This window comes from Ruminococcus sp. CAG:330, assembly GCF_000437175.1.
In the GTDB taxonomy this organism is placed as follows: domain Bacteria; phylum Bacillota; class Clostridia; order Oscillospirales; family Ruminococcaceae; genus Ruminococcus_C.
On the sequence record NZ_FR898057.1, the window covers coordinates 39,961 to 63,244 of the forward strand.

Here is a 23,284-nt window from a genome sequence, read left to right on the forward strand (position 1 = left end):
TGCAACCGCCGGATCAGCAGTGCAGCATCCAGCACATCGTACACATATTCATTCGGAACGCCCGTCTCTGCTGTTTCCAGCGCAAGAGACGGGTATTTTTTATGGTAGACATCATACAGGAATTTCCCCACGGCTTTGGAACGTGACTGTCCGGCATAGCAGTGTACCAGCAAGGTATCAACCTCCTGATTCGCATCGGCGAAGTCGAGAATGCGGTCTGCCATCGCGTCCTGAAACAGCACGGCACCCTCTACCTCTGTCACAATATCATCGAAAAGCAGCGTCAGCACGTCTTTGCAAAAGACGTTTTTCTGGAACTGCACGCCGAACCCTTTGGTGTGGCTGTCCTGAATGGAGATGACCGCATAGCAATCGTTCTTTGCGCACACATCCTCCATGCCGTAAGGGTAGTAGTGATCCATGACGTATTCAAACGCATCGAAAACGGAACAAACTATGATTTTTTTCATGGCAATTCTCCTTAAATTTGAAGTTATTTCCATTATATCATGAAATCGTGAGAAACACAACAGCTTGCAGAAAAATCAAAGCAGTGCAGTCTGGCATCCTCTGTTTTTACCGGAGCAGTTCATGCGGTATATTTTTCAAAAATAGGATATATATTTCGACGCATCCTGAAATGTGTCAATATTTCCCGAAATTTACGGATGAGAAATACTTTATTCACTGTGTTTTTTTTTTTTTTTTTGAGGTAAAATGTAAGAGAAAGTCCCAAATCAACAAGAGATAAACGAAAAAATACAATTTATGATGACAAGAAAAAAGATTTTTCAGTGCGGATGACGAAAGAAAACGATGGAAGAGCGCCTGCGGGGTTGGCACTGTTTGGGATGGGATAATGGAAAGGAAGATGTCATGCAACTCAAAAAAATTGTGGCGTTGGTCACGGCTTTTGCGATGCTCATGCCGGCGGCAGGCTGTTCGGAAAAAGAAAAATCCAGCAGTTCTGTGGCGGAGCGCAGCTTGTCCGGCGTCAGACCAAAGGGGCAGTCTGCCAATCGGGGCGGGCAGTCGGAGAGTGATTTCGAAGATCCGGAAAACTATGACGATGAGTATTATGACGACGAGTACTACGATGATGCGTACGACGACGATTACGCCTATGACGACGGCGACTCATCGCAGACAGCGGACAGCGGGGAGTTCTCCTTGGATGCCATCGCCGACCAGTGCAGTGCTTGTCGGGAACTGTTGGAGTACCGCATTTCCCTCATTAAGGCGACAGAGCGCATTGTGAATTACGATCCAGAGAGAGCGACTTACATTGAGGCAGCGAACGAACTCCAAAGCCGGATCTACAACGGGATGCAGCACAGCTGTACCGCCTCCTCTTATTATGTGGAAAATTTTCCGGTGCTGATTGGAAGCCGTGAGGGCGAATACACCGGCTACTGGAAAGGTGCAGGGCCGTCCGGACAGGGCACCTTTGTGGGAAAAGACATTTACACCAATCATCTGGACAACATCGTATATCAGTACACTGGCGAATGGCAGTATGGCCTGCCCTGCGGTTCCGGCATGCAGATGTTTTCGAGAAATGACGAGCTGTACCAGTTCGCCACCGTATACGTCGGCGATTTTTCGGCGGGTGAGCCAAATGGATACGGTACGCTCTACCGGAAATCGTGGGAGGGCAACGACGTTTACTATGAGGAAGCCTATTTTCAGGACGGCGCACTTGTGGGTCAGACGAATTTTGTGGAATACGATTCCAATGGAAAATATCTTGGGGCAGGAATTGCCGAGGACGGCGGCGGCGATCAGATGGAACTGAACGTTGTCAGCTATTACAAGTCCGTAGACGTCAAGGAAGCGCTGGCAGTGGCGGGGATTTGTGCTGCTGCGGTGCTTGGCGGTGCATATCTTCTGGGAGGCGGCTCCTCCTCGTCATATGGAACATCTGCGGAACAGCAGATGGCAGAATTGCAGAGATGGCGGGATGACCAGACGGCAAGCAATGAGGCGGAATATGCTGCCCAAGAGGAGCGGGAGGAACAGTACAAACAGTACTGTAGATCACGGTATGAGGAACTTCACAAGGCCGATTCCAGCGACTGGTCTTTGGATTCTCAATATTATAAGGCAAATATGGATTAAAGGAGTTTTCGGGATGAAAAAAGCAATTGCAATGCTCGCAGCACTCACCATCTGCTGCACGGCGCTTACCGCCTGCGGTTCTTCCGATTCGAAGTCAGGAAAAGGTGCTAAGAAGAGTGCATCCTCATTTACCCTTGGCGAGGATGGCGAAAAAATGCCTGTTGCGGAAAAGGTGTACAAGGCGAAAAAAGGGGAAACGAGATTTCTGGATATTTTGAACCAGATCGCAGACGAAGAGAAGATCACCATCACGCAGGGCAGTGAGGGGCTTACGTTTGCCCGTGATGTGAAAGGCGAAAAATATCTGCATGCAACAGCTGAAGTGATCGGTAATTCACAAGAATACAATACGGGTACGGCCTGGTGGATTTCTACCTATGAACTTGTTGAAAAACGTAAGGATATGAAAGGGGATTTTGGCGGTTTGCTGGTCAATCTTGAAAACATGACCAAAACATATCGGTATGTGAATGGCTGGGATGAAAACGGCGAACAGCGTCGCATGAATCCTGTGGGTTATCCTGCGGAAAGTATTCCGGAAATTCCGCAAAATCTCTCGCCGGAGAAGTGGAGCTTTGTATCTTCCGGTGAGGATACCATAAACGGAAATGATTATTACTGCGAGACCTATTCTGTTTCCGCTGATATATATAACGAAGAAACGGAAGAAATGAGCGACAAGGAAGAAATGAGCATCAATGTTTTGTTTGACAGCAACGGCGATGTGGCATTTATGGGCAGTGCGGTTCCGTATACGGTTCAGGAATTTGAGGATTATTTCTATTCGAGCAATACGGGACGGGAAATATGCGTTCCCATTGCAAAATTGTTCTATGATGCGTGGGATAAAACGCAGTATTCTATGAATTGCATATCTGCTTGCTGCTACACCGCATATGGAGAATATACTGAGATCTCGATTCAGCCGGAATACGACGATGCCTATAGCCTGGACAACTTTACCATGGTCGAGGATATCGAGGAATTTGCATCGAGAAACGATACAAAGGAAGAGATCTACGACGATCTGGGACTGTAAGAGCCGGTGTCGGTAAAGCAGTTTCATTTGACATTTCGCCGCTTTTGTGGTATACTAAAGTGTCACCGATTGGTGAAATGTCGTCTCTCCCGTTTGGAGAGCGTGGATTGAAATTATGCGATAATGGAGTTTGGGCAAATACCGCCCTCCGTGTGGAGGGTGCAAAAAGCAGGAGTACTTTGAGAAAAGTGCTCCTGCTTTTTCGTGTATCATAAAATAGAGAAACAATCATTCCGCTTCCATCGTAATGACATTATCGCTCTGGTAGACGCTGCGGAACTGCTGCTTGGTGTTGTGCGTTTCGCCGATGCAGAATTCCTTGGACCACGTCATGAAATACGCCCACGGGATATGGCTTTCAGCGAGCATGGCAGCATCCGGCGCAATGCCCACTTCCGCCAGGGCAGCAACTTTGTGGGAACTGGTGGCTGCGATGAGCTGCCGGTAGTCCTCGGCGTAGTCGGTGGCACGGTATTCCGGCAGGTAGATGTCCACGGATACCACGTCCACAAAGTCATCTCCGGGGTATCCCTCCGGCAGCCGGCAGTTCCAGACCCAGAGCAGATTGTTCAGAGCGTGGCGGTTGGTGTAATAGTCATACATCAGCAGGTACAGTTCTTTGGCAACCACCGGTCCCTTGGCACCCCACCAGAACCAAGTGCCGTCCGACTCGTGGAATGGCCGCCACAGCACGGGGATGTTCTCCGCCTGAAAGCGCTTCAGCTGAACTGCGATGGCATCCAGATCGTGAAAGAATGCAGCACGCTCCGGCGTGCCAGGATGCAGAATCTGTTTCGCATCGAAATCGGTGTTTTCGGCGTAAAAACTCTTGTCCTTTCCACCGATGGGGGAGAACCAGTGGAAAGACAGTGTGACGATTCCGTTTGTCTCCTTTGCCCAGCGCAGTGCCGTGTCTACTGTGCCACGATTCTCCCGAATTTCCGTCAGGCACGGTTCGGATGCAGTGTCGTCCGGAAGATTGGGAGAGTAGGAGAGCAGCTCAAACCCGCATAGTTTCGGCGTGCGTCCTGTAACCTCTTTGAGATAGGCGACTTCCTCCATGGGATTGGTCTGCGTGTGCTGTCCGGCGATGATTTTAGTTCCGGCGGTCTGGCAGAGATACCGGAGCAGGGCAGCTGCTTCTGGGGTTGCATGCGGATTGACGGGAATTTGGTGGGCCATTGCAGATACCTCCCTTATTTTGTGGAAAGATAGAATTCGTACAGGGCGGTTGCCTGATGAATGGCGTAGGTGGTGTGGAATCGGTGCTCCGCCAGATCGGACTGCATTTGTGCAATGGCTGCTGCGACTGCACCGGGCTTCTCCAGCTCCTCCTCATAGAAAGAGACGTAGTCGCCCTCCTTGCTCTTGTCTGCCTGTACCCCGATTTCCAGATTGCAGCCGTTCTTCTCGTTGTAATACAGGGCGGAGTTGTCAGCGTTGGTCTGGGTTTCCGCCACCAGTTTTTCCACGGCAGCCGGCGTGTCCCGATATGCCATGAGAATGGTGCTGGTTGCAATGCTGGTGATGGCATCGTAGACGTTTCGGGTGCTGCCGTCATCATCGGTATAGTCGTACCGCGCGATCCAGAACGGCAGACAATAGGAAACGGAGAGGTTCTTGGAATCGGCGTACTGCTGTGCCGTTTCGATGAACCTGACCTGCTGTTTTCTGGAATCGCTGTTGTTCTTCCAGTCGAAGCTGGAGTTCGTCCAGACCTCCACGTCATAGGATACGCCGGCAAGTCTGGCGTCGGCATCTACCATGCTGTTGTACTCCTCCACACGGTCAAAGACACGATAGATGGCGGTATCATAGGTGTCCTCGTACAGCCATGTTTTTTCGCCGGTCAGCAGGTAGACTTTCATGTTTCTGGCATAGGCGTTCTTGACAAAGGTTGCCACCGTGTCCGCCCGATTCACCAGCTTGTTGGCACCGCTGGAATAATAGATCTCCGTGACGCCGTAGAACTCCATGGCGTCGAGGAATTCGTTCTGTACTTCCTCGTTGTCGTCGATACCGTAGAGCGCAGCCTTGCTGCCCTTCCAGTACCAGGTGGCGCAGTTCATTCTGGTTTCCTCCGTGATGGGGAACACCGTTCCCGTGCCGGAGTGGTACAGGTATCGGGTGCTGTCGTCCAGTCCGAGGGCGTCATTGCTGACGAGGTAGAACCGGTCGATGGAATAGTCCAGCGCACGTCCCAGCGCCTCCTCTGCGGTCTGTTTGAGTGCGCCGGAGATCTGGTAGTTGTACTCCGCTCTTGCGATGTAGCCCTTGGCAACCGCCGTTTCGTAGTCCATGCCACGCAGCTGTTCCAGTGCGTCGGGGGCATCCGGTGTTTCCGGCGGTGCAGCGGTCAGCGTCTGCCGCATTGCACCGAGATCGAGCGCATCCAGCTTGCCGTCTGCGCAGAGGTCGCCCGCCTGCCAGTCCGCCAGCACCGTGTCCGGCACTGTCAGCAGCTTTTTCTGGAGCAGCACCACGTCAGCGATGGAAAATTCGCCGTCGGCGTTGAGGTCGCCGGATGCTGCGGTGTCCGTTTCCGCAGCGAACGCCGTGGTCTGGGGGAGGGCAGTCGTGGACAGGAGCAGCGCACAGAGCAGTGCAATTCCTTTTTTCATAAATCAATCAACTCCAATTGTCGTGAGTCAGCGTAGACTCTTTGTACTTTCATTATATCACATGGGGTGGAAAGAATCAAGAAAGCGGGAATATTTTTTCGGAAAATGCTGTGCGCCGAAAAGCCAAAAGCTCCCAGCGGGGAGGGACGCCGGAAGCTTTTTGGAATGGGGAGTTGGGGTTAGATGCGGATGATTTCGGCGTCAAGAGGAAAAGCGTCTTCTCCAATGTGCGTGACACTTTTTGGAATTTTGATGGATTTGAGTAGTGATTCGTACCCCAAAAATGCTCTATCTCCAATACTTGTGACACTATTTGGAATTTCGATTGAAGTGAGTGATTCGCACCACGCAAATGCTTCATCTCCAATACTAGTGACGCTATCTGGAATTACGATTGAGGTGAGTGCTTCGCAGAACTCAAATGCTTCATTTCCAATACTTGTGACACTATCTGGAATTTCAATTGAGGTAAGTGATTCGCATCCACAAAATGCGCTATCTTCAATACTAGTGACGCTATCTGGAATTACGATTGAGGTGAGTGCTTCGCATCGCGCAAATGCGTAATTTCCAATGCTTGTGACACTGTCCGGAATTTTGATTGAGGTGAGTGCTTCGCATCCACTAAATGCGCCATTTCCAATACTGGTGACACCATCTGGAATATAAATTGAGGTAAGTGATTTGCATTCCCAAAACGCATAATTCCCAATACTCGTTACCACTCCCTCCGGAATCACAACGATTTCAGAATTTCCGAGGTACTTCTCTAATACACCGTTTTCGATTTCGAAGTCGGTGATGGGGGAAACTGGTTCACAAGGCGCAGTTGAAACACGGATGATTTCGGTGTCAGGAGGAAAAGCACTCTCTCCGATAATAGCATTTCTTGGAATTTTAACCAATTTGGGAGAGTTACATCCCCAAAATGCCCAATCTCCAATGCTGGTGATACTATCTGGAATTTCGATTGAGGTGAGTCCTTTGCAGAACGTAAATGCTTCATTTCCAATACTGATGACACTGTCTGGAATTTCGATTGAGGTGAGTGATTCGCAGGATTTAAATGTGCAATGTTCAATACTGGTGACACCATCTGGAATTTTGATTGAGGTGAGTGCTTTGCAATTCCAAAATGCGCTATTTCCAATACTGATGACACTATCTGGAATTTCGATTGAGGTGAGTGATCTGCACCACTTAAATGCTTCATCTCCAATACTAGTGACACCATCTGGAATTTCGATTGAGGCAAGTGTGTCGCAGAATGCAAATGCGCTATCTTCAATACTGACGACACTGGATGGAATGACAATAGAGTTAGACTTTCCAAGATATCGCTTTAATGTGCCGTGCTCTATGTCAAAATCAGAAATGGGAGGAATGATGACCGAGGATTTGTTTCGGATTGCAGTATTGGGAGGAAATGCATGTTTTCCAATTTTTTCAACGCTGGCAGGAATTTCAATTGAAGAGAGTGCATAGCATCCAAAAAATGCTTCATCTCCAATCTCTGTTACGCTGTTTGGAATATGAATCGAAGTAAGTGCGTTGCACCCCTCAAATGCGTCCTCTCCAATGCTAGTGACACTATCTGGAATTACGATTGATGTGAGTGATTTGCAATCAGTGAACGCAAAACTTCCAATGTTAGTGACACTATCTGGAATATGAATTGATTTGAGGAAATCACACCTCTCAAATGCGTCCTCTCCAATGCTAGTGACACCATTCGGAATATAAATTGAGGTAGGTGATTTGCAGTCAAGAAACGCACTATCCCCAATACTCGTCACCACTCCCTCCGGAATCACAACGATTTCAGAATTTCCGAGGTACTTCTTTAACACACCGTCTTCGATTTCGAAATCGGTGATGGGGGAGACTGGTTCACAGGGAGGTTCAGGAAAAGCAGGCTCGTCATGTTCCGGTTCACTCCACGCCTGATTCATGGGTTCGGATGCTGGTGTGGGCGTGCTGGTTCTGGTGTTGGTGTGGAACGCACATCTTCCCAGATGCATGACGCTTTCCGGAAGGTCGATTGCAGCAAGTGCGTCGCATGTCTGAAATGCGCCGTCGCCAATGCTGGTCAAGCCGTCGGGAATGTAGACCGAAGCGAGGGCACTGCATCCCCAGAATGCGAAATTGCCGATGCTGGTGACGCTGTCTGCAATCTTGACCGCAGTGAGGGACTCGCAGTTCTGGAATGCAAAGTCTCCGATGCTTGTGACCCCGTCCGGAATTACAACGGCATTTGCATTGCCGTGGTATTTCTTGAGCACGCCGTTCTCGATCTCGAACGCATTGTCTGCGGCATCGCCGGAATAAAACCGGATGCTCTGCGATTTGCAGATGTCAATTCCGTCGCTGTGGAACAGCTTGTCATAGAAATACGAGGAGTCCGAATACTGGTATTTCAGAATCGCCTGCTGCCGGCTCAATCTCATTTCCGGCCCGGGTGGCAGAGTCGCCTTTTTCAAATAGATCATCAGCCGCTTTTTGTCCTTGCTGCGTGCAAACTCCAATTCGTCCATACAGTTGGTGGATTCCAGATAATTTGGAGACAGCATTGCAATGAAAAATTCGGCGTTCAAAATGCGGTTGGCGATGTGGTCGTCCCACTCGCTCGCTGGCGTGATTCCCTCATCAAACCAAACATTGTACCCGTTTTCCTGCATCGCACGGATAACGGGGAATACTTCGCCCTTGTCCTTGTGAGAATAGCTGATAAAGGCGTAGGATTCGCTGCCCTGATAGGCGCACAGGATTTTTTCCATTTTTCTCGTCCTTTCTGTCGAATTTGGATAAATTGATTATACCATATTTTTCAAGGGATTTCAAGAGATTGCTCAAACACGGATGATTTTTGCATCAACGGGAAACGCGTTCCTTCCGATGTGTGTGACGCTTTTGGGAACCTCGATGGATTCGAGCGAGTCGCAGCCAAAAAATGCCTCATCTCCAATACTTGTGACGCTGTCCGGAATATGAATTGAGATAAGCGATGAGCAGTTCCAAAACGCATTATCCCCAATACTAGTGATATCATCCGGAATCACAACGGTTTCAGAATCTCCGCGGTATTCCTTTAATACGCCGTCCTCGATTTCGAAGTCGGCGATGGGGGAAACTTGTCCGCAGTCTTTGCGGGCGGAGTTTTCGTCCGTTTGGTGGGGGCGTAGGGGTTCTTTCATATTTCTCATCCTTTCTGTTGCGTTGGAATGGGGCTTATGCCGTGCTTTGCAAAAACGTTTCAAGGCGTTGCTGAAACACGGATGATTTTGGTAGCAGGAGGAAAAGCATCATCTCCGATGTATGTAACGCTTTTGGGGATTTTGACAGATTTCAGCGAGTTGCATCCCCGAAACGCTTCATCTTCAATGCGGGTGACGCTATCCGGAATACGAATTGCGGTGAGTGCTTCACAGTTTAAAAATGCATCATATCCAATGCTGGTGACGCCATCTGGAATTTTGACTGCGGTAAGGAATGTACAGTCCCAAAATGCACCATCCCCAATATGGGTGACATGGTCTGGAATGACAACCGAATTAGAATGTCCCAGATATCGGGTCAATGTGCCATGTGCTATCTCGAACTCGGGAATAGGCGGGATAGTGAGCGATGATTTGTTTCGGATGGCAGTATTGGAAGGAAACACATGTTTTCCAATTTCTTTGACGCTGGCAGGAATTTCGATTGCGGAGAGCGCATAGCATCCCCAAAAAGCCTCATTTTCAATTACTGTCACGCTGTCCGGAATGTGAATCGAGGAAAGTGCTTCACAGCCATAAAATGCGGAGGGGTTGATACTGGTGACGCCATCTGGAATGCGAACTGAGGTGAGTGCTTTGCAGTTGTAAAATGTATCCACATCAATTCTGGTGATCCCTTCCGGAATGTGAATGGAAGTAAGTGCATGGCATTCGTAAAACGCAGAGCATCCAATGCTTGTGACGCTGTCCGGAATTTTGATTGCGGGAAGTGCATGGCATCCGGAAAATGCCTCATATCCAATGCTTGTGACACTGTCCGAAATGTGAACGTAGGTGAGTGCGGAGCAGTGATAAAACGCAGATTCCCCGATGCGTGTCACGCCGTCCGGAATCTCAATGGAGGTAAGTGCCTTGCATTCAGAAAACGTTTCATCCTCGATACTTGTTATCCCGTTCGGAATATGAATGGAGGAAAGTGCAGAGCAATGATAAAACGCATTTTCCCCAATGCTTGTGACACCGTCTGGAATATGAACGGAAGTAAGTGCACAGCATCCGGAAAACGCATTTTCTCCAATGCTTGTTACCCCGTCCGGAATGTGAACTGAGGGAAGTGCTTTGCAGTCTTGAAAGATATCCGCATCAATTCTGGTGATCCCTTCTGAAATATGAATGGAAGCAAGTGCACGGCATCCGGAAAACGCACCATATCCAATGCTCGTGACGCTATCCGGAATTTCGATTGCGGGGAGTGCTTTGCAGTCAGAAAATGCCTCATATCCAATGCTGGTCACACCATCCGGAATATGAACGGAGGTGAGTGCGGAGCAATGATAAAACGCAAACGCCTCAATGCTTGTTACCCCATTCGGAATATGAATTGATTTGAGGGATTCACACCGCGCAAATGCACCTTTCCCGATACTTGTTACTCCCGCCGGAATCACAACAGTTTCGGCATTTCCGAGGTACTTCTTTAGTACGCCGTCCTCGATTTCGAAGTCGGCGATGGGGGAAACTTGTCCGCAGTCTTTGCAGGCGGAGCTTTCGTCCGTTTGGCAGGGGCGTAGGGGTTCTGCCATATTTCTCATCCTTTCGACTGAATTTTCATATGTCCATTGTATCATATTTTACAAACGGTTTCTAGCGGCAGTTCAAAAATAAAAAGAACCGACAAGATGCTTCGTTCTGCCGGGCTACCATTGCCCCTAGAGAACACATCCCATCGGTTCTAATTGGATTGGTTTTATGCTTCGCTGCCTCAGCTGCCGCTTCCGTAGGTGAGCAGGTTGCAGTTGTAATAATCCCACTGGTCGTCTTCGTTATCTATGGAGAAAAGTTCACCCTCGTAAGCCATGAAGTTGTCCCAGACAGTGGCGGAGCAGTCCCATGCGTTTAAGAAATACATTTTCTTGCCCAGCGCATTGGTCGCAGTGTCCATATAGACCTTGTTGCCGTATACCGAGGCATTCTGTCCCCAGCCATCCACCACATTGTTCTGTTCGAATGCACGCTGGATTGCGGTGCAGCCATTTCGATAGCCGACGTTGTTTCGGATGATGCAGTCGTTGCCCTTGATGTTGACGAAGCTCTTGGCGTAATTTTCCCCGCTCATTCCCGTTCCGTCAAAGGTGCAGTTTTCCACCGTTGTTCCAATGGTGTATTCCTTGATGTCAACGTGTTCCGCTGCGACGTTTGGCCCAAGCTTGCAGTCTCTTATGGTGTTGTAATGACAGTCGTAGCCGTATTCGGTGGTGCTCTGGGCGCTGCCAACGTAGATTGCCTCGCCATATCCCGGAGAAACTACCCCCGTATCATGGACGCTGCAATTTTCAATCAGACAATAGGAACTGTTATCTCTCAGGTGAATGCCCTCGGAACCAATATTGTACACCTCACAGTTCAGAATCTTTGTGTGATTGGCGTTGTCCAGCATGATGCCTTTCTGGGCATTCGTGACCTTTAGATCCCGAATTTCCCACCAGTCGCCGGAGATGGAAAACACATAGTTTTCCGCAGTGGAGGAGCCGGAGAGGACAGCAGGTTTTTCGGGATTCTCGGAGCGGATCACGATCGGCTGTTTTTCGGTTCCGTCTGCGGAACTGGTGAACATGTATCCCTTTGGCGTTGCGCCACTGTAAACATAGTCGCCTTCGGTGAGAATGATCTCATCGCCTGCCTTTGCAGTTTCAAGAGCAGTTTTCAGCTCCTCTGTATTTTTCACATAGACCTGATTGGCGGGAGATGTGTTGCCGGAAGTCAGTTCCTGCCGCATGGCACAAAGGTCAAGAGCGTTCAGATTCCCGTCTTCGCAGAAGTCCGCAGCTTTCCAGTCGGAGGGCTTTGTATCCGGAACAGCGAGAAGCCATTTCTGGAAAAGCACGATATCTGTAATGTCAAATGTTCCGTCGGCATTGACATCGCCCTGCACCGAAGTGCTGTGAGAGATATCTTCAAGGCTGCCCCAGCCGTCCTCCGGATAGGTCTCATTTTGCGCCGTGTCGCCACTCTCGTGAAACGGCGTGATCTTTACGGAGTCGATCTCAAAATCGGAGGTGTCAAAGTCCGGCGTTCCTGCCCAGCCGTTCGGGAACCACAGCCCGATCCACAGTCTGCCGGCGTTGGTGGGAATGGATTCTTTTGCGGTGTAGGTCAGCACATCGTCGAAATAAAATTCCACTCTTGGCTCTTCGTTTTCGTTACCAGTATGCCAGTCAAACCGATATTTGTGAAATGCGCCGTCTGCCTGATTGACGCCAATGTCCGTATAGCCGGTTTTGTATTCGCCCTCATTTTCGCCGACCCAAGTGTTGCACAGCGCATACCGGTAACTTTGATTTGTTTTTTCCGCACTGGGTCTGCCGGGCATCTCAATGTCAATTTCGTGGTTGGTGATCTCGCCAGTGTCCCAATCTTCCTCGTATTCAAACGTCCAGATTGCAGAGCAGGCGCCAAGCTCCGGAGAAACCTTTGCCACGACTTCATAACTTCCCGAGGCGTAGTATTCCTTCGTCGCAATCGCTGCCCCCGTCCGCTTTCCGTCTGCACGCCGGGAGCCATCTTTGTTGACGCCTTTGAGCGCTCCCTGGTAGAGGTTTCCGTTTCCGGTCAAAATCAATTTTCCGTTCTGCACAGAGACATTCTGGGGGAGGACACCGCCGTTATAGTCGACTTTTTCCCCGTTCTCTGTGACCTTCCCGCCCCAGTTCTTGTATGCAACAAGCCACTTGTCAGGATCCAGTGTTCCACTGGAAAAGTCGTCGTAGAACACAGCATCGGTCGCCTGTGCTGTTTCTGCGGAGATGGGAATTTCGCTGGCTGCCAATGGGGAAAAGGCAAGGGAAGTGCATGCGATTGCTGTCGCTGCCAGAATGGATATCAATGGTTTTATCTTCATCGGTTTATCTCCTGTTTGAGCCGTGATTTGTGATTCACAAATGATTTATTATGATTATAGCATAACATGTGGAAAAGCGCAAGCGTGGCACCTTGCTTTTGGAAGAAAATCAATCTGTGGAGGGTAATGAAAAACGTTTTCATTGCAATCAAGCAAATGTTGAAGTTAGAACTTGTCTTCACAAGAAATATATGTGGATTTTCGAGCATAATTTTGTTGCAGACAAGGCAAAAATACGCAGGCGGGCTGTCGCCCGGCAAGTATTTTTCACGCAGGATGCAGCAAAATTTGCCGAAAAGGCACGTGTATACGCTTGTGAAGACGGGTTCTTATATATTCCTTGAATTCTTCAATACTTGTATAATAGCGGTAACCATATTTGCTTACTGTTGCCTGGACATCTGCTGTTTCATTTAGCAATATGGCAATACGCTCGCTCAGTCCGTTTTGTATTCCCTGCGGCCATGCCAAATCCAAGATTCCTATCACGTTGCCGGATTCATCTATCAGTTCATGGTTTGGAACTCCTTCATTCAGTCCACGTTTTTTCATCCATAGGCAGAGCCGCTCAATCTCATCGGTTGCTTCTGTTATGGAAACATAATTTCTCATTGCACAGCAATCTATTGCGGTTTCTGCGATTTCGCCGCTGTATAATGAATCCAGTATCGTATGGCTTGTCAAATGGCGGCTCATCAGTATTTTTATATCTTCGACATATCCGTTGTTTTCAATGCGATTGATGATTTACTGTAATTATATCACAATTTGTCGAAAAGTTCAAGTGCGCATATTACTTTTTTGGTAAAAAAATCAATTTAAACTTGCTGGTTTTCTTGAAAAAAGGAAGCCCGATATACCGCAAAACTGCGATATATCGGGCTTTTCACACGTTTTCAGAGTACGTATTTTCAATGTGTGCTACTGTTTCCGCTGTCCCTGAAATGTCCTGCTGTTTTGGAAGCAGTCAGTCTCAAAAGGAACACATCCACTGCTTTTTGGTCTTACTCATCCTCTTTCCGTTTGAAGATACCAGATGCCTTTACTGCACCGAATCCGAATGCCATGAACAGTGCCGCACCCACGCACAGGAGCCAGTTTGTCATGGAGTTGTTTCCGGTCTGAGGCAGGTTAACTTCTGCGTTGGAGGAATCCGTACCAGTACCGGTTTTCGGGTCAACGGTGTAAACGTCCAGTACATTGCCGTTTTCGTCGGTCAGCGTAATCTCGCAAGCTTCCTCCGTGTGTTCTCAAAAGTCATACAAAATCTCCACAGACAAATTATCCGGATTCCTTGTTCCATCCACCCGATAGACGTCTAATATCTCTTTCAGATCCGCCATGATCTGCGGCTGTATTTCATCCGGCACGGATTGGATGGGATTCTCCCACGATGTGTTCAGACTCCAAACTCTGGTGTTGGGCAATCTGTTCTCTTTTCTCAGCGGCAGGATCATCTCCCACGCCCTCCAATGCAAAAAGAACAGTTCCTCATCCGGATAATCCCGATGGGTTCCGATTGCCACAAAAATCACATCTTTCTCGGTGTCTGCAATGCACGCACTGGGATGGAGCACCCCAAGGGCAGGAGAAAGCGGGTTTTCGATTTGTTTTCGCACAAACTGTTCCTGTTGTTTCGGCGTCAGTTTCTTCAAAGAAAATGCCATGAGAACCTCCTATGCTAAAATTTAGGACCTGTCTTCACAAGAAATATATGTGGATTTTCGAGCATAATTTTGTTGCAGACAAGGCAAAAATACGCAGGCGGGCTGTCGCCCGGCAAGTATTTTTCACGCAGGATGCAATAAAATTTGCCGAAAAGGCACGTGTATACGCTTGTGAAGACAGGTTCTTATTGTCTAAAATCACTGGAATCCGTCCCCGAAATTCTTCTTGTGATATCCGCAGTCGCAGTACGGACCTCCGGAGGCAAGCGTGTATTCCCGCACGAAATTCGTCACGCCACTCGCCTCACTCATGGTATAGTCGAGATGACATAGTGCCGGAGTGAGATCATACAATCCCAGCTTTTTCATCAAAACGCAGATACCGCATTCGGTAAAGCGCCCCTCATAACCGCTGCCGTCGGGGTACTCATAAAACTCCATATTCCAAGAGTACGGATTGCGGTCGGCGGCTTTCAGTGCAGCTGTGGATTTCATTCCGGCGATATCCTTTTCGGTGAACTTCTTTCTCCCGCTCTTGCGGCAGAACCACCGCATCAGCTTTGTCATCATGGCGTCTGCGTAGTATTCCGTCAGTTTCTCCACATCCGGCCGTTCCGGCATGGACAGAACGAATGCGCCCAGCATTGCAGTATTGACAACATTCATCTTGAAACGATCCGCCTTTTCAAACTCCGGCAGCTCACGGATAATCTCCTGATATTTTGGCTTTGCGTGTTTGGTGATGGCTTTTGCCGTTTGCACATCGTAACCGAATGTGGCTGTCAGCTGTTTCTGAAACGATCCGGCAAACAGCGCCCACATTCCCAGTGGCATCCCCATGTATTTCATTCTGCATTCCCCCATTTTTCAAGAACCACGATCTTGTTGGAAATATTCCGCACAAATGGGATCTTCTCCAGCAGCTTGTAAATCGGCAGAAATGCTGCCATACCCTCGGTCAGGGAGTGTTCCTCAGCAAACCGAAAGTCCGGCAAAAGCGCTGCCAATGCCTTTCCGCTCTTTATGCCCCATGTGAATTTTGCACGACTGCCCTCAATGGACTTCTCCTTGAATCGTTTTGCAACAGCCGGATTCATGATCTCAACCGCTACAGCAGCTTTTTCAAACCGCTTTGAGATCACCGCAAAAATCTTCTTCACATCTGCATCGGACAGGTACATGGTCAGACCCTCGATGATTACCAGTGCCGGCATATCCTGCTCTGTGATTTTGCTGCCCCAGTCATCCATGGCAGACATGGCAATCTGCGAAATCGTGCCGTTCTCCGGCAGCAGCTGTTCCCGCACAGCAATCGTCTGTGGCAAATCCAAGTTGTACCAGTGCGAATACCCCTGCATGCGATAGCATCGGGTATCCAGTCCGCAGGCGATGTTGACGACTACTGCACCGGCATTTTTGGCGAGCCATGCCCCCACCAGCTGGTCGAGCACCAGTGTGCGGGCGATGACACCGCTGTGCATGGCGGAATCCTTGTCCGCAAGGGAAAAATCATAGTGGAGTTTGCCAATGATCTCCTCCGCTTTTTTGTCTTGAATCACGCCACGCCCTGCGCTCTCCTTGGCACGGGCATATACCGTTTGCAGCATGGTTTCCGGCACGCCGGAAAGTGTTATTGTTTCAGCCATATCAATGCAACGCTCCCTTTCCATCTCTATAGTTAGAGAATGCTAACCACAACCCATTGAAAAAGCCGCACGAAAGCAGCGGTTCATAGAGTTGTGAATTTCAATTACTTCTATTATACCATATTACCACTGCAATTACAACCATTTTCAACAAGAAATTCACGTGTCCCCCGCTGCAAAACAAACAGCCCGGAATCCTATTGCGGAATTCCGAGCTGTTTTCTTTGAGATACCGTGAAAAAACGCTAATCGTTCAGCAGTCCCACCACGACCTGCCGCTGCGTTCCGTCATCGGTGCAGGTGATGATAGTGATTCTGTCATCGCCGAAATCGTCAAGCACCCAGACGTCATCCGGATCAACGATTTTGCATTCAGTCACAGTGTAATGATACGCCTGCTTTTGCTTGTCATACAGCGTGATCTCCATGCCGATCTCGACGTTTTTCAGGTTGTTGAAATATTCTTTGTACAGTGTGCTACTGTGTCCGGCAATGCAATAATTGCCCTCGCCGAAGTCCCCGCTGTCCTTGAAATGCCCTGTCGCTTTGGAAAGCGTTTCGTTATCAGTGCCCTCTAAAATAGGGGCTTTGATGTCTAGATCTGCAATTTCCACAACAGGATTATTATCGAGCAATATCTTCTTTTGGTAAAGTCGATAACACTTTCGGACACCGAAAAATCCAAGGATGCTGACACCAATCAGAACTGCAATGAGTCCTGAGAGAAACATCGCCCACTGCTTTTTGGTCTTACGCATCTTCTTTACGCTTGAGGACACCCGACGCCTTTACTGCACCGAATCCGAAACCTATGAACAGTACCGCACCCACGCACAGGAGCCAGTTTGTCATGGAGTTGTTTCCGGTCTGAGGCAGGTTAACTTCTGCGTTGGAGGAATCCGTACCAGTACCGGTTTTCGGGTCAACGGTGTAAACGTCCAGTACATTGCCGTTTTCGTCGGTCAGCGTAATCTCGCAAGCATTCTCCGAGCGTGCGGTGATTTCTGCATTTGCCGGCGTGACACCGGTTTTCTTCTGGTAATCGTTGATCGCCCAGCTGCAAAGATCTTCGTCTGCAATGTTGGTCACGCTCGTGGTATCCGATGTTGTGGTCAGCGTGGTTTCTGCGGTTTCGGATTCGGCGGTGTGTGTCGTCGGTGTTGTGGAGGTTTCTGTGTTGGATTCTGTTATGGAAGAAGTGGGATTTGTGGTTGCGGAAAATGTTTCGCTGGTGGCAGTCGTTGCCTTGGTCGTGGAAGTCGTTCCGCTGGTTGTCATCGTTGCTTTGGTCGTGGAAGTTGTTCCGCTGGTGGTTGTTGTTGCCTTGGTTGTGGAAGTTGTTCCGCTGGTTGTCGTCGTTGCCTTGGTCGTGGAAGTTGTTCCGCTGGTGGCTGTTGTTGCCTTGGTCGCGGAGGTTGTTCCGCTGGTGGCAGTCGTTGCCTTGGTTGCGGAGGTTGTTCCGCAGGTTGTAGTCGTTGCCTTGGTTGTGGAAGTCGTTCCGCTGGTGGCTGTTGTTGCCTTGTTTGTGGAAGTTGTTCCGCTGGTGGCTGTTGTTGCCTTGGTTGTGGAAGTTATTCCGCTGGTGGTAGTCGTTTCCTTGGTCGTTGCAGTTGTTCCGCTGGTTGTCGTCGTTGCCTTGGTTGCAGAAGTCGTTCCGCTGGTTGTCGTCGTTGTCTTGGTTGCGGAGGTTGTTCCGCTGGTGGCTGTTGTTGCCTTGGTTGCGGAAGTCGTTTCGCTGGTGGTCGTCGTTGCCTTGGTCGTTGCAGTTGTTTCGTTTGCAGTAGTCGTCGTTGTTGTCGTGGTGGTAGTAGTTGTTGTGGTAGTTGTGGTCTGTGCATTTACGACAACCGTGCCGGTCACAACGTTGTAATTGTCGCTGTCCTCCGGGGTAAACTCCCACATCAGGTTGTTTTCACCGGCAGCCAGTGCTTTGATCTCGCTAATAATTTTTGCCAGACCCTTGGTACTGTTTCCGCTGAGAATCAGCTTCAGTTCACTCACAAGGTCGCCCTCGGTGTGGATATCGCCGTCCACGGTCACTTCAACCGCCGGGTTCGCCTTGGCAATGCAGAAGGTCAGTTCCATTCCCTTGGTTGCGCCGTTTTTCGCTGTCAGCAGCAGCTTCGTCTGTACCTTTTCGGCAGCCTTTTCCGGTGTGCCGGAAAGCACGCCATCTTCTGTCAGCGTCAAGCCCTCCGGCAGAGTGCCGTCCTCGTCCAATGCAAACTGAATGCTGCCTAGAACATCAAGGTTTTCCACAAACAGAGTCAGATCCAGCGGTGCGATTTCCTGCTGATAAGTCAGTTTCATGGTGTCGCTCACACCCTCAGAGAGCACGATCTCCACCGGCACTTTTTTGACGGTGATCGCAGTGTCACCAGTCAGCGTATCGCTTTCGGCAAGCTGTTCCCCACCCTTGAAATACTGGTAGACGTACGCCTTATCCGGAGATTTCTCCAGCTTGTCGCCGGAATTGTGGTAGGAAGTCTTCGTTTTCGCATCCTCGCCGAAGCTCTCGTCATAGGTCAGTTCCAGACGGCAAACCTGCTTGGAATCGGCATTCAGTGTGGGGTATTTTTCGGTAGAAAGATTCTGGTAGAAAGCGATATTGGACTGGTCGCCATTCAGCAGGTGACAGACTTCGCCGCTTTGGAACCGTTCGGTGGTTTTGGCAGTCGTGCCGTCCAAATCATCAGTTTCACTGTCAGCGAGGTAATAGCAGTTTGCAATCGTTTCCTGATTTCCGCCAGTTATCCCGCCAACTTCGCTTGTGCCCACAATGGTTCCGATGCTGTAGCAGTTTGCAATTGTCCTATAATTACAGCCAGCTATCCCGCCAATATAGGCGTTACCCTTTACCGTGCCGGCATCATAACAGTTTTGGATAGTTCCGATATTTTCTCCGCAGATACCGGAAACATTCTTGTCCCCGCTGAAATAGGAATTTTCCAGACCGACATTCCGGATTTCGCTGCCTTTAGCCACACCGAAAATGCCAATATATGACGCCGTGCTGTCATTCAAATAAAGCCCCCGAATAACGTGTCCCTGTCCGTCAAATATCCCGCTGTAAATCTTAGAACTGTCACGGCCAATTGGTGTCCATGTTCTCCAATCATTTTCGCTCGTGCCGGCATAGCTTGCAAGATCCCCCTCGTTTACGGTGATATCCGCAGTGAGGACAGCGTTTGAATTGCAAAAATTTTTATTATCCTTGTTCACCTGCTCCGCAAACCAATAGAGATTTCCGGCATTAGAGATTTCGTATGCAACATTACTATAACTATATATTGCAGGCTGGTAATGCGCAGAATCGTTTTTACAAAAACCGTTTTCGTCCCAAGCATGACTTTCAGCCGTCTTGCGTTTATCATTGGTATAGTACACAATGCCGGTGCAGGTCGTTCCGTTGTAAACCACCCCGTGAGTGCTGTCCAGAACCGGTGCTTTGTCCTTGCCGATGATCTGGTAGAAGTGTACCGTGTCGCCCTCGGACTTGCTGCCGTTCAGCAGGTAAGCGACTTCACCGCTCTTGAACTGTTCTGCGGTTTTGCCGCCATTTTCATCTTCTGTGTCTGCGAGGTAGTAGCAATTTGTGATTGGGCCAATATTGTATCCACATATACCGCTTATATCAGCACCTGAGCTAGCAGTAACAGTTCCTGTGTTATAGCAATTTGAAATTGATGCAATACAGGAACCACACACACCACCCACAGAAGCTCTTGAGCCGGTAGCGGTAACAGTTCCTGTGTTATAACAGTTTGCGATTGTGCCACTATTTTGTCCACATATACCGCCTATAGCAGCAGATGACTCAATAGCGGTAAGATTCCCTGCATTATAACAGTTTGTGATTGTGCGGTCATTGCTTCCACACACACCGCCCACAAAATTATTTCCTTTGAAATAGGAATCAACAACGCCAACATTTTTTATGTTGCCACATGAACGTCCAAACAAACCAACATACTCAGCGTCTTCATCATTAAAGTACAATCCGCTGACTGTGTGATCTTGTCCGTCGAACGTGCCAGAATATATGTTGCTAACATTTCCTATGTTGCTAACATTTCCAATGGGTGTCCAATCTCTCCAGCCTTCTGCCTTGTTGCCGTCACAGCCGGAAACATCGCCCTCATTGACGGAGATATCCGCTGTGAGGACAGCGTTCAGACTGTATTCACCGTTGTTCACCTTGTCTGCAAACCAGTACAGCTGACCGGCGTTGGAGATCTCGTATGTGCCGTCGCCATCGCTATCCTCTGCCGGCTGATAGTGGGTGGTGTCGTTCTGGCAGAAACCGTTGGCATCAAAGTCGTGCTGCATAATCGTCACCGAATCCGCCCGGTCTTCAAAATCATCCTTTGTCAGTACCGTACCGCAGACAACAGTAATCGCCAGTGAATCAGAGCAGTCCTCAAACACACCGCCTCCGATGCTGGTCACGCTGTTCGGAATCGTCATACGCTCTAAGCTCGTGCAGCCGGCAAACACACCATGTCCGATTCTGGTAACACGATCTGGAATTGTCACATGTTTCAAGCCAGTACATTGATAAAAAGAATAGCTATCGATATTTGTCACACTGCTCGGAATCGTAATACTCTCTAAACTGCTGCACTCCCGAAATGTTCCATTTCTGATATCTGTAATACCTTCCGGAATTTCAACGCTGGCTAAACTGCTGCACCATATAAATGCATCTTCCCCGATATCCGTAACACTCTCCGGAATTGTGATGCTTGTTAAGGCCGTACACATCTGAAATGCGGAAGTTCCGATACTTTTTACACTGTTTGGGATTGTCACACGCTCCAAATTCGTGCAGCTTTGAAAGGCAGAAGTTCCTATGGTATCGACACTTTCCGGAATTGTAACGCCGGGCAAACTGCTGCAGCAGGCAAATGAAAAACTGCCGATTTCAGTGACACTATCAGGAATCATGACATCGACTAATCCGCTGCATCCCCAACACATATTCTTTCCGATTCTGGTAACGCCGTCTTCGATCACCAGACTTGTAATATTGGCATCCCCGTATACAGGACTTTTATCATTATAAGCGTAATCTCTCATTGCGCCTGTACCGCTGATGGTCAGTGCTCCGTTGTCATACAGTGTCCAAACCAGACCGTCATCTTCTGTTTTTGTCCACGTCACTGAACCCGTATTCCCTGCATCCGCATTCTCCGCATTCGCAGCAATCTCCCACCGGATATTTTGCAGCGTTCCGCTCGGGAAATACAGCAGCGTTCCCGCTGCCATGACCGCTGCCGACAAAAGGGCAGCCAGCCGTTTCCACTGTTTCTTCACAATATGCCTCCTTTTTGTTTGAGGTGTGTCACACACCTGCGATATCTCTATTATATCACACCCGTCCGTTTGGTGTCAAGAAAAAATCAAATATTCAGCAGAGATTATACAACAAATCATAACATTTCAGTGCTATCGATGAATGCGCTATTCCTTTGATTTGCGGGAGTAAAAAACCATCCTAAGATTCTAGCGTATTCGACCCATCCTACATATTAGCGATTGCTTAAACAATTTTAAAATTATGTCTTGATTCCAATATTCTAAGTAACTGTAAGTTTCTCGATTTTTGTCATAATTTCACCTTTAAAATCGAATGAAATTCTTGACAAAATCATTTTTTTGAATATAATGTAAATAGTAGCAAATAAAAAGAGAATGACTTTTTTATTTTCACTGCAACATTTTAAATCTGGAGGGAACTTGTTTATGATATCAGCTGAAAAAATTGTCTATACTACACAAAAGGATTTTCCGCTATCAACAATTCGAGAAATGTTTGATGATGGAGACATTATTACAAATCCAGACTATCAAAGAGATTTCGTGTATTCACCCAAACAGTCTTCAAAACTCATCGAATCAATTCTAATTGGTATCCCTATACCAACCATTTATCTTTGTCAGGAAAATGATGAAACATGGAGTGTAATTGATGGACAACAACGAATCACCTCATTTGTACATTATTTAGAGAACAAATTTCCGCTTTCAGGTCTTAGCGAATTGAAAGAACTGAACGGGCTATATTTTAAAGATATGGAGAAGAGCATTCAAAAAAAGCTGAAGTCTTCATCGTTAAGTGCCATCTGTATCTTAAAAGAGTCCCAAGAATTAAAATACGAGATTTTTGCTCGTTTAAATCAAGGCTCGGTATCTTTAAAGCCACAAGAACTCCGCAATTGTATTTATCGTGGCAGCTATAATGATATGATTGAAGAATTGGCAGCTAATAAGCATCTCCCGACTCTGTTTCATGATGAAAACAAAAGAAAACAATATCAAGAAAGAATCCTGCGTTTTTTTGCACTTCGTAACTTTTCTGAGTATAAAACAAATTTCATGCAAACAATGAATAACCATATGTACGCCCACCAAAATGCTGATGATACAGAAATCACTTATTGCAAGAACCTATTTAATAGAACAATTGATATTATAAAGCAAATTCTCGGAAACACTGCTTTTTCAGCAGTGAATAGAGACAACGAGAAATTTATGACAAAATTCAGTGGCTCGGTCTATGACTCTATCATCATTCCATTTTCTTTTTTTAGCAGTCACGATCTTATGGCTCATGCTGATGAAATACGAGAAGCCATTGAGAATTTGCGATTGCATAATACACAGTATCTCGATGACACATATGTTGCTTCACAAACTAGAAAAAGAGTGCTTGGAAGAATTTTAGCTGTCTACAATCTCCTTATAAACATTACAGGCAGCTATGGCAACGATGACAGTAAGCGCACATTTTCTGAAAGCATAAAAAAAGAACTCTTTTATCCTGGCTATATTTGCCCATGGTGCAATAACGAAATCCTGAGCATTGATGATGCAGAAGTTGACCATATTACTGCATTCTCACAAGGTGGCAAAACAACAATTGAAAACGCTCAACTATTACACAGACATTGCAACCGAGAAAAAAGCAATACAGCTAATCATGAAAGTTCCGAGAAGAAAACCTAATATTCAAAACAAATCACAATTGTCAGAACCTCAAGCTGGTTTTGTAGATGGACAGCAAAAACGAGGAACAGG

The 23,284-nt window shown here is 48.0% G+C and carries 17 protein-coding genes; 3 read left to right on the forward strand and 14 right to left on the reverse strand.

Annotated features, from left to right (window positions below; genetic code table 11):
- A partial coding sequence (locus tag QZL66_RS06835) for a hypothetical protein (protein WP_293601924.1) occupies nucleotides 1-470 on the reverse strand: 470 nt, incomplete at its 3' end.
- Nucleotides 471-876: 406 nt separating this feature from the next.
- Between QZL66_RS06835 and QZL66_RS06840 the strand changes: the two genes are divergently transcribed.
- Entirely contained in the window at nucleotides 877-2,118 is a 1,242-nt protein-coding gene (locus QZL66_RS06840; protein WP_022410991.1) for an alsin, read from the forward strand.
- Complete coding sequence (locus QZL66_RS06845) at nucleotides 2,045-3,157, forward strand: hypothetical protein (protein ID WP_293601925.1); 1,113 nt, start codon at nucleotides 2,045-2,047, stop codon at nucleotides 3,155-3,157. The genes QZL66_RS06840 and QZL66_RS06845 overlap by 74 nt, the downstream gene beginning before the upstream one ends.
- A 228-nt stretch (nucleotides 3,158-3,385) precedes the next feature.
- Here the strand turns inward: QZL66_RS06845 and QZL66_RS06850 are convergent, their stop codons facing one another.
- The 13 genes from QZL66_RS06850 to QZL66_RS06910 form a co-directional block, all read right to left on the reverse strand.
- Complete coding sequence (locus QZL66_RS06850; RefSeq protein WP_022410993.1) at nucleotides 3,386-4,339, reverse strand: glycosyl hydrolase; 954 nt, start codon at nucleotides 4,337-4,339, stop codon at nucleotides 3,386-3,388.
- Between the two features lie 14 nt (nucleotides 4,340-4,353).
- Complete coding sequence (locus tag QZL66_RS06855) at nucleotides 4,354-5,778, reverse strand: dockerin type I repeat-containing protein (protein ID WP_022410994.1); 1,425 nt, start codon at nucleotides 5,776-5,778, stop codon at nucleotides 4,354-4,356.
- Nucleotides 5,779-5,957: 179 nt separating this feature from the next.
- Nucleotides 5,958-8,555: a leucine-rich repeat protein gene (locus tag QZL66_RS06860; RefSeq protein ID WP_022410995.1), complete on the reverse strand. Its 2,598-nt coding sequence runs from the start codon at nucleotides 8,553-8,555 to the stop codon at nucleotides 5,958-5,960.
- Nucleotides 8,556-8,627: 72 nt separating this feature from the next.
- Nucleotides 8,628-8,972, reverse strand: a complete 345-nt coding sequence (locus QZL66_RS06865; protein WP_022410996.1) for a leucine-rich repeat domain-containing protein — start codon at nucleotides 8,970-8,972, stop codon at nucleotides 8,628-8,630.
- Nucleotides 8,973-9,031: 59 nt separating this feature from the next.
- Nucleotides 9,032-10,576, reverse strand: coding sequence for a leucine-rich repeat domain-containing protein (locus QZL66_RS06870; protein WP_022410997.1), 1,545 nt, complete (start codon nucleotides 10,574-10,576; stop codon nucleotides 9,032-9,034).
- A gap of 179 nt (nucleotides 10,577-10,755) precedes the next feature.
- Entirely contained in the window at nucleotides 10,756-12,891 is a 2,136-nt protein-coding gene (locus QZL66_RS06875) for a family 16 glycosylhydrolase (RefSeq protein WP_022410998.1), read from the reverse strand.
- 267 nt (nucleotides 12,892-13,158) lie between these two features.
- Nucleotides 13,159-13,575, reverse strand: coding sequence for a hypothetical protein (locus QZL66_RS06880; protein ID WP_293601926.1), 417 nt, complete (start codon nucleotides 13,573-13,575; stop codon nucleotides 13,159-13,161).
- 320 nt (nucleotides 13,576-13,895) lie between these two features.
- On the reverse strand, nucleotides 13,896-14,117 hold the full coding sequence (locus QZL66_RS06885; RefSeq protein WP_369677368.1) for an LPXTG cell wall anchor domain-containing protein: 222 nt from the start codon (nucleotides 14,115-14,117) through the stop codon (nucleotides 13,896-13,898).
- A 24-nt stretch (nucleotides 14,118-14,141) separates the two neighbouring features.
- A complete protein-coding gene (locus QZL66_RS06890) occupies nucleotides 14,142-14,558 on the reverse strand; it encodes a hypothetical protein (RefSeq protein WP_022410999.1) in 417 nt (138 codons plus the stop codon).
- Between the two features lie 198 nt (nucleotides 14,559-14,756).
- The gene (locus tag QZL66_RS06895) at nucleotides 14,757-15,407 is read right to left on the reverse strand and encodes an L-2-amino-thiazoline-4-carboxylic acid hydrolase (protein WP_022411000.1); all 651 of its coding nucleotides are present in this window, start codon (nucleotides 15,405-15,407) and stop codon (nucleotides 14,757-14,759) included.
- Nucleotides 15,404-16,204 (reverse strand): class I SAM-dependent methyltransferase, encoded by an 801-nt coding sequence (locus QZL66_RS06900; RefSeq protein ID WP_022411001.1) that lies wholly within the window; start codon nucleotides 16,202-16,204, stop codon nucleotides 15,404-15,406. The genes QZL66_RS06895 and QZL66_RS06900 overlap by 4 nt, the downstream gene beginning before the upstream one ends.
- Nucleotides 16,205-16,449: 245 nt before the next feature.
- Nucleotides 16,450-16,962 (reverse strand): class D sortase, encoded by a 513-nt coding sequence (locus tag QZL66_RS06905; RefSeq protein WP_293601927.1) that lies wholly within the window; start codon nucleotides 16,960-16,962, stop codon nucleotides 16,450-16,452.
- The gene (locus QZL66_RS06910; protein WP_022411003.1) at nucleotides 16,955-21,520 is read right to left on the reverse strand and encodes a leucine-rich repeat protein; all 4,566 of its coding nucleotides are present in this window, start codon (nucleotides 21,518-21,520) and stop codon (nucleotides 16,955-16,957) included. Before QZL66_RS06910 ends, QZL66_RS06905 begins: the two co-directional genes overlap by 8 nt.
- 429 nt (nucleotides 21,521-21,949) lie before the next feature.
- Between QZL66_RS06910 and QZL66_RS06915 the strand changes: the two genes are divergently transcribed.
- Entirely contained in the window at nucleotides 21,950-23,212 is a 1,263-nt protein-coding gene (locus QZL66_RS06915) for a GmrSD restriction endonuclease domain-containing protein (RefSeq protein WP_022411004.1), read from the forward strand.
- The last annotated feature ends 72 nt before the right edge of the window (nucleotides 23,213-23,284 follow it).